Genomic DNA, 12231 nt, shown 5'->3' with positions numbered 1-12231 from the left:
CTTAGAACGCCAGCTCTGCGCTGAAGTAAAGCACCCGGCGCTCGTCGTAGTTGTTGTCGACGAAGGTAGTGGGCTGGCTGTCGAGGCGTTGCTGGAGCACACCGGCCAACTCCAGGCTGGCCTTGCCCAGGCCGATGCGTTTGGCGATGCGCGTATCGACCCGTTCGAAGCGATAGCCGTTCAGGGCATCGTCACCATAGTAGAAGAGCGCGCTGTTCCAGCCGTGGCCCCAGTTGCGCAGCCAACCGACGGACCCGCTGTTTCGAGCCGTCTGTTGTGCATCCTGCGGGTTGCTCGCCTCGGCATCGACGTAGGCATAGATCAGACGCAGGCGATCGGCGCTGCTGATTCTCCAGTCGAGCTGGGTTTCTGCCCCGGAGAAGCGCGCGCTGTTTGAGTTGCTGGCGATGTACTGATTGTTGCGCAGCGGTTCGCTGATCATCCCGGTGATTTCGTCGTAGAACAGCTTCACATCGACCGCCAGCCCCACTTTGGCAAAGTAGCCGTTGTAGCCCAGTTCCCGGGAACGCATGTGTTCCTGTTCGAGGTCGCCGGGGCCACGGGTCTTGACGAAATAACGGGCACTGGACTGGCCATAGGCACTGGGTCGCAGGTTCTTTACCTGATAACTCCAGTTGACGTTGTTCTCAAACATGTCCGGCGAGCGGATGGCTTCCGAGTACACCGCCCGCAGGCCATGGCGCGGGTTGATCAGGTAGTTGACCGCCACCCGCGGGGTGAGCGAACTGCCAATCAAGTGCGTGTCTTCGAACATCGCACCGCCCTGCAGCAACCAATGCTCGGTGGCGCGCCACTCGAGTTGGCCGAACGCCCGCCAGGTGGTGTCGTCGAGGGTGCCATTGAAGTAGGTCTTGGAATCTGCCCGGTCGTAACGATAGTTCATGCCGCTGACCAGCCGCAGACTGTCGGACAGGCTGAGGGTGTCCTGCACTTCGAGGTCGTAGCGCGACTCCCGGGCGCTTTGGTCGATATCACCGCAGAGGGTTTGTCGGGCGCCGTTTCGCCATTGGTCCAGCACTTGATTGGCCAGTGCGCGCTGGGTCGGGTCACCTGCGGGCGCGCCGGGGCCGGTGTAGCGCTCCATGTTGCGCGCCAGGCGTTCGGTGTAATTCGGGTTGAGCTGCCAGAGCTCGGTCAGCTGCGGGCTGAACGAAACCTCGGCATCGCAGGCACGCCAGGTCTGCTGACGATCCCAGTGTTGCGCCGAGCCCTGGATGTAAAGGCTGTGATCGGGATTGATGTCGAGGTTCCAGCGCAGCGAGCCGGCGTAGTCCTTGGCGATGACGTCGGAATTGTTCCCGGCAGCGGTAATCCCCGAGAAGACCGGGCGGTAGGTATACGGACGCTGGTTGCTCCCGTCCTTGGCATTCAATTGCCAGTCGATGCTCTGGTTTTCAGTGAGCGTTTGGCTGACGGCGAGGTTGAAACGGTTCAAGCGGCGGCTGTCGCGGTAGTCGGCGCCGTTACGGTCCGAATCGAAGCCGTCGTCTTGCTGGCCGGACAGTGACAGGCGCAGGCCGCCGCCGTCCCAGCCCACGCCCTGGCTGGCGTAAAAGTCGTCGATGCCGCGCTGCCCACGGGTGACTTTCAGCCGCGTGCCGTGGCTGTCGGCCGGGTTGCGCGTGATGATGTTGACCACCGCCATCAGCGCATTGGCGCCATAGCTGACAGTGTTCGGGCCGCGGAAAACTTCGATGCGTTCGATGTCTTCCAGGGCCACCGGAATGTCACTCCAGTCCACGGTGGCCAGGCCTGCGCGATACACCGAGCGGCCATCGATCAACACTTGCATGCGTCGCGCTTCGGTCGCGTTGGTGCCGTGATAGTTCACCGCCGCCTGGTTACCGCTGATGTTGCCGACCATCATCCCCGGCACCAGTCGCAGCAACTCACTGATGTCCCGGGCGCCACTGGCGTTGATCAGTTCGCTGTCGATCACCGTCATGCTCCCCGGTACCGCGGCCGGCGACTGCTTGAGCCGCGTCGCGGTCAATACTTGCGGCAGCGGCTCGCTGTCGAGGAACAAGTCGTCGGCAAGCAATGGCGAGCTGAAAATCAGCGCCAGTACCAGTGGCGAGCGAGGTGATGGAGAGCCAAACGACACAACACATCCTTGATAGCGAACAATTGGCGCGCATGTTAACCGAGCGCAACGACTTTTCCAGTCACGTTGTGGGCATTTTCGTCGGTTTTCTTGGTCTTCTTCCTACAAGTGCCGGTAATTGATACGGGGACTGGCCGCCACTGGGCCGCTCCGTATAATGCCGTCATCGCCACTGGTATGGATTAACGGATTGCATATGACTGAACAGCGCCCAATTGCGGTCCTGGGAGGCGGAAGTTTTGGTACCGCCGTGGCTAATCTGCTGGCCGAGAACGGGCATCAGGTCCGGCTGTGGATGCGTGACCCCGAGCAGGCCGAGGCCATTCGGGTCAATCGCGAGAACCCGCGTTACCTCAAAGGCATCAAGATTCTGCCGGCCGTGGAAGCGGTCACCGACCTGCTGGCCACTCTGCAAGCCTGCGACTTGTGCTTCGTCGCACTGCCGTCCAGCGCGCTGCGCTCGGTATTGATGCCGCACGCCGAACGTTTGAGCGGCAAATTGCTGGTGAGCCTGACCAAAGGCATCGAAGCCCACACCTTCAAACTGATGAGCGAAATCCTCGAAGAGATCGCCCCGCAAGCGCGCATCGGCGTGCTGTCCGGGCCGAACCTGGCCCGTGAAATCGCCGAACACGCGCTGACTGCCACGGTGGTCGCCAGCGAAGACGAAGAACTCTGCCAGCGGGTCCAGGAAGCGTTGCATGGCCGGACCTTTCGCGTGTACGCCAGCGCCGACCGCTTCGGCGTGGAGCTGGGCGGCGCGTTGAAAAACGTTTACGCGATCATCGCCGGCATGGCGGTGGCGCTGGGCATGGGCGAAAACACCAAGAGCATGCTGATCACCCGGGCGCTGGCAGAAATGACCCGCTTTGCGGTGAATCAGGGCGCCAACCCGATGACCTTCCTCGGTTTGGCGGGCGTCGGCGATTTGATCGTCACCTGCTCGTCGCCGAAAAGCCGTAATTACCAGGTCGGATTCGCCCTAGGCCAGGGCTTGAGCCTGGAAGATGCAGTGACGCGCCTGGGCGAAGTCGCTGAAGGCGTGAACACCCTCAAGGTGCTCAAGGCCAAGGCTCAGGAGGTGGGCGTGTACATGCCGCTGGTCGCCGGGCTGCATGCCATTCTGTTCGAAGGGCGCACGCTGGAGCAGGTGATCGGTCTATTGATGCGTGCCGAGCCGAAAACCGACGTCGACTTTATTTCCACCAGTGGTTTCAACTGAGCACTCAATTGACAGGGGCAGGGAGCGAGACATGAACGATCCGAAAACAGAAGCCAAGTACGAATCCATCCTGCTGCGCGTGTTGTGGATGATCGTCTACGTGCTGGTATGGCAAGTGGCGCAATTCATCCTCGGCGCCGTGGTGTTGGTTCAACTGATCTATCGTTTGATCTATGGCGCCCCAAGCGCCAGCCTGATGAACTTCGGCGACAGCCTGAGCCAGTTCCTGGCGCAGATCGGTCGATTCGGCAGTTTCCACAGTGACCAGAAGCCCTGGCCGTTCGCCGACTGGCCGACGCCGCGTACACCGGAAGGTGAAGCGCCGCACGCTGTGGCGCCGGCACCACACCCGGTCCGAGATGAGGAGCCCAAGCTATGAAACTCTGGATACTGCGTCATGGTGAAGCCGAGCCACACGGCAAGCGTCCTGATTCGGAACGGGCACTGACTGCCCATGGTCGTGAAGAAGTGCTGCGCACTGCCGCCGAACTGGCCGGCAAGCCGCTGACCGCGATCTATGCCAGTCCTTACCTGCGAGCGCAGGAGACCGCAGAAATTGTGCGTACCGCGCTGAATTTCGCGCCGGAGATTCGCACCGTCGACTGGCTGACCCCCGACAACCGCCCGCAAGCGGTGGCGGAACAGTTGGTGTCTGTGGATCATGCGCTACTGGTCAGCCATAACCCACTGGTGGGTAACCTGTTGGGTTACTTGCAGCACGGCCATGTGCAGGCCCCGGAGGCGGTGAAAACTGCCGGCCTTGCAGAACTTGAAGGCGAAGGCCCGCTGGCCGGAGCGATGAAGCTCACCGGCATTAAGCACCCGTAAAATAGTCAACCGAGCAACTGCTTGGTTGACTACGCTTGCTCCAGACCAAAAATAAAGGAGCGAGTCGCATGCCTGCTGCTTTCCGTTTGCCGCTGGACGTTTTCTACGAGCGTGAAGCGCGCCATCCCCACCAGCGCTTTTTGGTCCAGCCCATCGGCGGCGGACAGGTCGAGACCCTGACTTGGGCCGACGTCGGTCATCAGGCGCGTTGCGCCGCGCATTGGTTGCGCGCGCGCGAATTGCCCCAAGGCAGCCACGTCGCCCTGATCTCGAAAAACTGCGCGCACTGGATCATCGCCGACCTGGCGATCTGGATGGCCGGTCATGTGTCGGTGCCGCTCTACCCGAACCTCACCGCCGAGACCGTGGCCCAGGTCCTTGAACATTCCGAAGCGGCGCTGGTGTTCATCGGCAAACTCGATGACTGGCCAGGCATGTCTCGCGGGATCAGCCCCGATCTGCCGACGATCAGCCTGCCGTTGCATCCAACCGGCACGTTCGATTTCAGCTGGGTCGACCTGCAAAAGAGTTCACCGATCCAGGACGATCCCAAGCCGTCCGCCGACCAGTTGGCGACCATCATTTACACCTCCGGCACCACCGGCATGCCCAAAGGCGTGATGCACAGTTTCGCCAATCTGGGGTTTGCCACCACACGCGGCACGCAGTTATTCGGCCTGAATGAGTCAGATCGGTTGCTGTCCTACCTGCCGCTGTGCCATGTCGCCGAGCGGATGTTCGTCGAGCTGGCGTCGATCTACACCGGGCAAACGGTATTTTTTGCCGAGAGCCTCGACACCTTCCTGACCGATTTGCGCCGCGCACGTCCTACCGCGTTGTTCGGCGTGCCAAGGATCTGGACCAAATTCCAGATGGGCGTGTACAGCAAGATCCCGGCAAAACGCCTCGACTTCCTGCTGGGTCTGCCGATCATCGGCAAGCGGGTCGGCCACAAAGTCCTTGCCGGGCTCGGGCTGGATGCCTTGCGCATCGCCTTGTCCGGCGCCGCGCCAGTGCCGCAGACCTTGCTGCTGTGGTACCGCAAACTGGGGCTGGATGTGCTGGAGGTCTACGGCATGACCGAAAGCTGCGGCTATTCGCACGTTTGCCGGCCGGGCCAGAACAAACCCGGCTGGATCGGCAAGCCCTGCCCGGAGGTCGAGGTGCGGATCGCCGAGTCGGGCGAGGTCATGGTGCGCAGCGGCGCGACCATGCTCGGGTATTTCAAGGAGCCTGAGAAAACCGCCGAAACCATCACCGAGGACGGCTTCCTGCGCACCGGCGACAAGGGCGAGGAGGACGCCGAAGGCAACTTGCGCCTGACCGGGCGACTGAAGGAAATATTCAAGACCAGCAAAGGCAAATACGTCGCCCCGGCACCGATCGAAAATCGTCTGGCGGAGCATTCGCGCATCGAGCAGGTGTGCGTGGTGGGCGATGGCCTGAGTGCGCCGCTGGGGTTGTGCGTGCTCTCGGCGGTCGGTCAGCAGGACGCCAGCGGAACGGCGAGGGCGGGCCTGCATTCAAGCCTCGAAAAACTTCTGGAGGAGGTCAACGGCGTCCTCGATAAACATGAGCGCCTGCATCGATTGGTGGTGGTCAAGGACAGTTGGGCGGTGGAAAACGGCTTCCTGACGCCGACCCTGAAGATCAAACGCAACGTGATAGAAGCCACCTACGGTGCCCGTTTCGAAGAATGGAGCGAGCGCAGCGAAGCGGTGCTGTGGCAGGATTGAGTCACGAATAAAACCAACAAAGGATGTCAGCAATGAGCTTGTGGCGTACCCATCCCAACATTGAACAGTTGAACGCAATCCAGAAAAACACCATCGGCGACGTGCTGGATATTCGCTTCGAAGCCTTCGACGACGAGTCCCTGACTGCGAGCATGGTCATCGACCATCGCACTCACCAGCCTTACGGCTTGCTGCACGGCGGCGCCTCGGTGGTGCTGGCCGAAACGGTCGGCTCGATGGCCAGTTACCTGTGCATCGACGCCAGCAAGTTTTACTGCGTGGGCCTGGAAATCAACGCCAACCATTTGCGCGGCTTGCGCAGTGGGCGGGTCACGGCGGTAGCCAAGCCGATTCACATTGGCCGCACGACACATGTTTGGGATATCCGGTTGAGCAGCGATGAGGGGAAGGCTAGCTGTGTGTCGCGGTTGACCATGGCGGTAGTGCCATTGGGTGAGAATCCACCGGCGCGTTGAGAGTGTGTTTCTTCAATTGAGGCCGCCCCTCACCCTAACCCTCTCCCGGAGGGAGAGGGGACTGACCGAGGTGTGCTTTCGAGTTACATCGACCTGAGATATTGAGTCGAACTCAGGTCTAGAAGCCAGTGCAGATCTGCTCCCTTTACCCCTCTCCCCCTTGGGGAGAGGGCTGGGGTGAGGGGTGGATTCATCTGACACGCCATTCCCATGACCGGACTGTCATCATTCCTGGCACTTACGGTCATTGCTGCAGGACGTCGTCTTACGGACAATCAACCCTTGTTTTCGTTGATGGATCACCGGTATGTCGCAACAGATATTTTTCGCCCACGCCAACGGCTTCCCCTCGGGCACCTACGGCAAGTTGTTCGCGGCGCTGGCGCCCGAGTATCAGGTGACGCATCTGCAGCAGCACGCCCACGACCCGCGTTTTCCGGCGGACGACAACTGGTACAACCTGGTCGATGAGCTGATCCATCACCTCAAACAGCAACCGGAACCGGTGTGGGGCGTCGGCCATTCCTTCGGTGGCGTGCTGCATCTGCACGCAGCGTTGCGGTGTCCCGAGCTCTATCGCGGCGTGGTGATGCTTGATTCGCCGGTGCTGACCCGCGCTGATCAATGGGTGATTCGCGCCGCCAAACGTTTCGGTTTCATCGATCGCCTGACCCCGGCCGGCCGTACATTGGGACGGCGCGAAGAGTTCGCTGATCTGGAAGCGGCCCGACTCTACTTCGCTGGCAAAACCCTGTTTCGCAGTTTCGACCCGGAGTGCTTCGACGCTTACCTGCAACACGGCTTGCACAAGGTGGGCGACAAGCTGCGCCTGCGCTTCGACCCGGCCACGGAAATCAGTATCTACCGTGGCGTGCCGCACACCAGTCCCGGCCGCACACGGCAACTGAAAGTGCCGCTGGCGGTGGTTCGCGGGCACAAGAGTCGGGTGGTGATGCGCCATCACGCAAGCCTCGTGGGGCGCTTGCCGCTGGGCGAGTCCCTGACCATGCCGGGCGGCCACATGTTTCCCCTCGAACGTCCCCAGGACACGGCCACGCTGTTGAAGAACCTGTTCAGCCGTTGGGACGGTCGCCGCCAACAGGATTACGCATGAGCAACGTCGTTGAAGAAGTTCGCCTGAGCCTGCCGCACATCGAGTTGGCAGCGCACTTGTTCGGCCCCGAAGACGGCATGCCGGTGATCGCCTTGCATGGTTGGCTGGACAACGCCAACAGCTTCGCCCGGCTGGCGCCGAAGCTCAAAGGCTTGCGCATTATCGCGCTGGACATGGCCGGTCACGGTCATTCCGGGCATCGGCCGACCGGTGCCGGTTACGCACTGTGGGACTACGCCCATGACGTGCTGCAAGTGGCCGAGCAATTGGGCTGGAAGCGCTTTGGCCTGCTGGGGCATTCCATGGGCGCGATCGTTTCGCTGGTGCTGGCCGGTTCGTTGCCGGAGCGCGTGACCCATCTGGCGTTGATCGACGGCATCATTCCTCCTACAGACAAAGGCGAAAACGCTGCCGAACGGATGGGCATGGCCCTGCAAGCGCAGCTGGATTTGCGGGAGAAGCGCAAACCGGTCTACAACACCCTCGACCGGGCCATCGAGGCGCGCATGAAAGGCTTGGTCGCTGTCAGTCGCGAAGCCGCAGAACTGCTGGCCCAACGTGGATTGATGCCGGTGCCGGGCGGTTATACCTGGCGCACCGATAACCGCCTGACGTTACCGTCGCCGCTGCGTCTGACTCCTGAACAGGCGATGGCCTTCGTCCAGCGGGTCAGTTGTCCTGCAAAACTGGTGGTGGCTGCCGACGGCATGCTCGCCAAACATCCCGAGTTGCTGGAACGTCTACCCTTTAGCCGTGAACAGCTGCCTGGCGGTCATCATTTGCACCTGAATGACGAACCCGGCGCCGACCTTGTCGCAGACTGTTTCAATCGGTTTTTCGCCGTTCCTTGACTTGCGCCGGGCAACTGTCGAGGCTGGGCGGGTTGAAATGGGAGACAACCATGATAGATCTCTACACCGCTGCGACCCCGAATGGCCACAAGGTCTCTATCGTGCTCGAGGAACTCGGCCTGCCCTACACGGTGCACGCCTTGAGTTTCGACAAAAAGGAACAGAAGTCCGAGGGCTTCCTCAAGATCAATCCCAATGGCCGGATTCCGGCGATTGTCGACCGCGCCAACGGCGATTTCGCCGTGTTTGAATCCGGCGCGATCCTGATTTACCTGGCTGAACTGAGCGGCAAACTGCTGCCAAAAGACCCCAAGGGGCGTTCAGTGGTCCTGCAATGGCTGATGTTCCAGATGGGTGGAATCGGCCCGATGCAGGGTCAGGCCAACGTGTTTTTCCGTTATTTCCCGGAGAAGCTCCAGGGCGCCATCGACCGCTATCAACATGAAACCCGCCGCCTCTATGAAGTGCTCGACACGCGCCTGCAAGCCGTGGAGTTTCTGGCCGGTGAATACAGCATTGCCGACATCGCCACTTATCCGTGGGTCCGTGGCCATGAGTGGTCGGGTGTCGAGGTCGACGGTTTGCCGGCCCTGCAGCGCTGGATGGCAACCATGGAGGCGCGTCCGGCGGTACAGCGCGGTTTGCTGGTGCCTGAGCGCATCGATGACGCCAGTATCATCAAGGGTGCCCAGGCCATGCTGATCCGATGAGTCTATCCATGCGTTCACTCAGTCTGCTGGCGCTGTGTTGCTTCAGTCCGTTGTTATTTGCCGCCGATATTCCGGGCAGTCAGGACCTACCGATCGTGCCGCGTATGGCCGATGCGCAGATCGTTGACTATCGTCCGGTCGCCGAACTTGAGCGGATCTATCCACTGGGCTCGATCCGCAAAATCAGCGGCCAGTTGCGCTTTGACGGCCAGGTCGCTGCCCGAGGGCAAACCACTTCGGTGACCTACGAGTTGCCACCGGAGCATTCCTCCACCGAGGCCTTCACCGCCGCTCGTGAAGCCTTGCAGAAGCAGGACGCCCAGTTGCTGTTCTGGTGCCAGGCCCGTGATTGCGGCGAAAGCAGCCTGTGGGCCAATGATGTCTTTGGCAATGCCAAGCTTTATGGCGCTGATGATCAGCAAGCGTACTTGCTGTTGCGCCTGGCGGCCCCACAGGACAACACGCTGGTGGCGCTTTACAGCATCACGCGCGGCAATCGCAAAGCGTATCTGCACGTCGAACAGTTCAACGCCGCTGCGCCGCTGGGTGATTTGCTGCCGACTTCCGCAACCTTGCTTCGAGAGCTCAAAAGTACCGGTGAACTCGATTTCCCCAAATTGACCGGCGATCCTGACGAAACCTGGCTGCGCCTGATCTCTCGTGGGCTGAATCTGGACACCACGTTGCGGGTCAGTGTTTCGGGGCCGAAGGCCGAAGCCTGGCGTCAGGCACTGATCGGGCAGGGTGTGCGTACCGCCAGGATGGAAGCCGGCAGTGTCGACGGCGCTGGCTTGCACATCGAACTGTTGCGGTAAGCTTTATCAGGCGAACGCAGACACTGCGTTCGCCTACTCTTTGGCGGACTGACTTTTTTCGAGATTTAGATGATCAATAACGATCGGCTATTGGTGCAGATCCTGCTCCTGGTGCTGTTTGGCGCGAGCTTCTGGGTGATGGCGCCGTTCTGGTCGGCGCTGTTCTGGGGCGCGGTGCTGGCGTTTGCCAGCTGGCCGCTGATGCGTTTGCTGACGCGTTTGCTTAATGGTCGCGAATCTCTGGCGGCCGCAGTGCTGACGCTGGGCTGGATGTTGCTGGTGGCGTTGCCGTTGGTTTGGCTGGGGTTCAACCTCGCGGACCATGTGCGCGATGCCACGGCGTTCATCAAGGATGTGCAGGTCGACGGGCTGCCGGAAGCGCCGACCTGGCTGGGCAGTATTCCCTTGGTGGGCGAGCGGTTGGTCGGGGTCTGGAACAGCATCGATCAGCAGGGCGCAGCGATGATGCTGGCGGTCAAACCTTACCTGGGCCAGGTCGGCAATTGGCTGCTGGCGCGCAGCGCGCAGATTGGCGGCGGGATACTTGAGCTGACGTTGAGTATCGTCTTCGTGTTCTTTTTCTACCGTGACGGGCCGCGTCTGGCGGCGTTTGTTCACGGGTTGCTGGAACGTCTGATTGGTGACCGTGCCGGGTATTACATTGAATTGGTGGCGGGCACGGTGCAGCGGGTGGTGAACGGCGTGATAGGGACGGCGGCGGCCCAGGCGGTTCTGGCGTTGATCGGGTTTTTGATTGCCGGGGTGCCCGGGGCGCTGGTGCTGGGGATCGTCACGTTTTTGTTGAGCCTGATTCCGATGGGGCCGCCGCTGGTGTGGATTCCGGCCACGGCCTGGCTGGCCTGGAAGGGTGAGTACGGGATGGCGGTGTTCCTCGGAATTTGGGGGATGTTCATCATCAGTGGCGTCGACAACGTGCTCAAACCGTACCTGATCAGCCGGGGCGGGAACTTGCCGTTGGTGATTGTCCTGCTCGGGGTGTTTGGCGGGCTGATTGCCTTCGGGTTTATTGGCTTGTTTATCGGCCCGACGTTGTTGGCGGTGGCTTACAGCCTGCTGAACGACTGGAGCAAGAGTCAGGCTCGGGTTGAGGATCGCCGGCCCTGAGATTTTTGGTTGAAGCTTAGGGCCCCTTCGTCGGAACGCCGCCCGGAGCAGGCTCGCTCCCACATTGATTTTGTATCGATAACAAATTATGTGATCAATGCAGATCAACAGTGGGAGCGAGCCTGCTCGCGATGCTTTTGACTCAGGTTGCGACGTTCAGGTACTTACCCACGGTCGCCACGTTGTCGAGCGAATACTGCTTGCTCAGGTTGGCGATCATTTTGTTCAGGGCTTCGGTCACGTTCGACTGATCGGTGGAGCTGTCGGTGTTTCGCTCGTGGCCGGCTTGCAACGCCGCGTTCAACTCGTCGCTGCTAACGCCGCCACTGCTGTCGCTATCCAGCACTTTGAGCAACGCGGCGCTGGTGTCGGTGCTGGTCGATGAGGTGCTGCTGGTCTGCAACGCGCTGGTCAGTTCGGTGGCGCTGACACTGCCGTCGCTGTCCGCATCGAGCTGGCTGAACAGTTCTTCGCTGGACACTTGTTGAGGGGGCGGCGGAGGCGGGGCGAGGCTGGCGGCGAGTTCGTCCTGGCTGACAGTGCCGTCTTCGTTCTTGTCCAGAGACGAGAAGATTTCTGTGCTGTTGGCGCTGCTGCCGGCGTTTGCCAGGCCGTTGCTCAGTTCATCGCTGCTGATGGCGCCGTCACCGTCGGCGTCCAGGGCGCTGATCAGCGCGTCAGCCAGTTCGGTGTTCGGTGCCTGGTCCCGTGGCGGTGGCGGCGGAGGGGCCATCGCGGCCATCTCTTTACTGCTCAGGCTGCCGCTGTCGTCGCTGTCCAGGTCGGCGAAATTCTTGCTCAGGCTGACCAGCAGACCGTCGTCGGTTTTCTGCGACAGGGCGCTCTTGAGTTCATCCTGATCCACCGCGCCGTCGCTGTTGCTGTCGAGTTTGGCGAGCAATTCTTTCTGAAATTGCTGGTTGCGGGCGGTGCTGGTCGTGGTGCTGCTGGTGCTGGTATAGCTCGTGTAACTGCTGACGCTACCGATCATTGCGCTCACTCCTTGGAATGGATAGCCGGTGGGTGCACCGGCTTATGCAGCCTCAAGGGGCAAGATGTCGTGGGTATGTGAGGTTTGTACCAAGCGGTACACAGAGCACGACAGATCCGTGTAGCAGCTGGCGAAGCCTGCGTTCGGCTGCGCAGCAGTCGCCAGACGATCCATCGCGGTGTTTCAGGATGATTGATGTGGCACGATTTACGACTGCTTTGCAGCCGAACGCAGGCTT

12 protein-coding genes are annotated in these 12231 nt (G+C 61.0%); 10 read left to right on the top strand and 2 right to left on the bottom strand.

The features are described 5' to 3' along the window. Window position 1: 1 nt before the first annotated feature. Entirely contained in the window at window positions 2-2125 is a 2124-nt protein-coding gene (locus QFW87_RS22130) for a TonB-dependent receptor (protein ID WP_283188887.1), read from the bottom strand. A 196-nt stretch (window positions 2126-2321) separates the two neighbouring features. Here QFW87_RS22130 and QFW87_RS22125 point away from each other — a divergent pair, with 196 nt between their 5' ends. The 10 genes from QFW87_RS22125 to QFW87_RS22080 all read left to right on the top strand — a co-directional run bounded on the left by QFW87_RS22125 (window position 2322) and on the right by QFW87_RS22080 (window position 11002). After that, window positions 2322-3347, top strand: coding sequence for an NAD(P)H-dependent glycerol-3-phosphate dehydrogenase (locus QFW87_RS22125; RefSeq protein WP_134419054.1), 1026 nt, complete (start codon window positions 2322-2324; stop codon window positions 3345-3347). Between the two features lie 31 nt (window positions 3348-3378). Beyond that, entirely contained in the window at window positions 3379-3726 is a 348-nt protein-coding gene (locus QFW87_RS22120; RefSeq protein ID WP_008087808.1) for a DUF4389 domain-containing protein, read from the top strand. Continuing rightward, the gene (sixA, locus tag QFW87_RS22115) at window positions 3723-4175 is read left to right on the top strand and encodes a phosphohistidine phosphatase SixA (protein WP_283181296.1); all 453 of its coding nucleotides are present in this window, start codon (window positions 3723-3725) and stop codon (window positions 4173-4175) included. The genes QFW87_RS22120 and sixA overlap by 4 nt, the downstream gene beginning before the upstream one ends. A 68-nt stretch (window positions 4176-4243) precedes the next feature. Beyond that, window positions 4244-5911 carry an AMP-binding protein gene (locus QFW87_RS22110; RefSeq protein ID WP_283188886.1) on the top strand — a complete coding sequence of 556 codons (1668 nt, stop codon included), beginning with the start codon at window positions 4244-4246 and terminating at the stop codon, window positions 5909-5911. A gap of 32 nt (window positions 5912-5943) precedes the next feature. After that, window positions 5944-6387 carry a hotdog fold thioesterase gene (locus tag QFW87_RS22105; protein ID WP_283181294.1) on the top strand — a complete coding sequence of 148 codons (444 nt, stop codon included), beginning with the start codon at window positions 5944-5946 and terminating at the stop codon, window positions 6385-6387. Window positions 6388-6694: 307 nt separating this feature from the next. After that, the gene (locus tag QFW87_RS22100; RefSeq protein ID WP_283181293.1) at window positions 6695-7501 is read left to right on the top strand and encodes an alpha/beta hydrolase; all 807 of its coding nucleotides are present in this window, start codon (window positions 6695-6697) and stop codon (window positions 7499-7501) included. Next, window positions 7498-8352, top strand: a complete 855-nt coding sequence (locus tag QFW87_RS22095) for an alpha/beta hydrolase (protein ID WP_283181292.1) — start codon at window positions 7498-7500, stop codon at window positions 8350-8352. Before QFW87_RS22100 ends, QFW87_RS22095 begins: the two co-directional genes overlap by 4 nt. Before the next feature lie 50 nt (window positions 8353-8402). Then, complete coding sequence (locus QFW87_RS22090) at window positions 8403-9062, top strand: glutathione S-transferase N-terminal domain-containing protein (RefSeq protein ID WP_056745055.1); 660 nt, start codon at window positions 8403-8405, stop codon at window positions 9060-9062. A gap of 8 nt (window positions 9063-9070) precedes the next feature. After that, window positions 9071-9877 (top strand): DUF4892 domain-containing protein, encoded by an 807-nt coding sequence (locus tag QFW87_RS22085; RefSeq protein ID WP_283181291.1) that lies wholly within the window; start codon window positions 9071-9073, stop codon window positions 9875-9877. 69 nt (window positions 9878-9946) lie between these two features. Then, complete coding sequence (locus QFW87_RS22080) at window positions 9947-11002, top strand: AI-2E family transporter (protein WP_095132397.1); 1056 nt, start codon at window positions 9947-9949, stop codon at window positions 11000-11002. Window positions 11003-11144: 142 nt separating this feature from the next. On the opposite strand, the gene QFW87_RS22075 is transcribed toward QFW87_RS22080, so the two are convergent. Continuing rightward, complete coding sequence (locus QFW87_RS22075; RefSeq protein WP_283181290.1) at window positions 11145-11993, bottom strand: EF-hand domain-containing protein; 849 nt, start codon at window positions 11991-11993, stop codon at window positions 11145-11147. Window positions 11994-12231 lie beyond the last annotated feature (238 nt).

The organism is Pseudomonas sp. PMCC200344 (assembly GCF_030053095.1).
Taxonomy (GTDB): Bacteria; Pseudomonadota; Gammaproteobacteria; order Pseudomonadales; family Pseudomonadaceae; genus Aquipseudomonas; species Aquipseudomonas svalbardensis.
The sequence above is the reverse complement of the archived record's forward strand: the minus strand, read 5'-3'. Positions and strand labels throughout refer to the sequence as shown.

Excerpts from the sequence above, each read along its gene's own strand:
- QFW87_RS22125 (WP_134419054.1), top strand. The coding sequence starts at position 2,322 with ATGACTGAACAGCGCCCAATTGCGGTCCTGGGAGGCGGAAGTTTTGGT.
- QFW87_RS22120 (WP_008087808.1), top strand. The coding sequence starts at position 3,379 with ATGAACGATCCGAAAACAGAAGCCAAGTACGAATCCATCCTGCTGCGC.
- sixA (WP_283181296.1), top strand. The coding sequence starts at position 3,723 with ATGAAACTCTGGATACTGCGTCATGGTGAAGCCGAGCCACACGGCAAG.
- QFW87_RS22110 (WP_283188886.1), top strand. The coding sequence starts at position 4,244 with ATGCCTGCTGCTTTCCGTTTGCCGCTGGACGTTTTCTACGAGCGTGAA.
- QFW87_RS22105 (WP_283181294.1), top strand. The coding sequence starts at position 5,944 with ATGAGCTTGTGGCGTACCCATCCCAACATTGAACAGTTGAACGCAATC.
- QFW87_RS22100 (WP_283181293.1), top strand. The coding sequence starts at position 6,695 with ATGTCGCAACAGATATTTTTCGCCCACGCCAACGGCTTCCCCTCGGGC.
- QFW87_RS22095 (WP_283181292.1), top strand. The coding sequence starts at position 7,498 with ATGAGCAACGTCGTTGAAGAAGTTCGCCTGAGCCTGCCGCACATCGAG.
- QFW87_RS22090 (WP_056745055.1), top strand. The coding sequence starts at position 8,403 with ATGATAGATCTCTACACCGCTGCGACCCCGAATGGCCACAAGGTCTCT.
- QFW87_RS22085 (WP_283181291.1), top strand. The coding sequence starts at position 9,071 with ATGCGTTCACTCAGTCTGCTGGCGCTGTGTTGCTTCAGTCCGTTGTTA.
- QFW87_RS22080 (WP_095132397.1), top strand. The coding sequence starts at position 9,947 with ATGATCAATAACGATCGGCTATTGGTGCAGATCCTGCTCCTGGTGCTG.
- QFW87_RS22075 (WP_283181290.1), bottom strand. The coding sequence starts at position 11,993 with ATGATCGGTAGCGTCAGCAGTTACACGAGCTATACCAGCACCAGCAGC.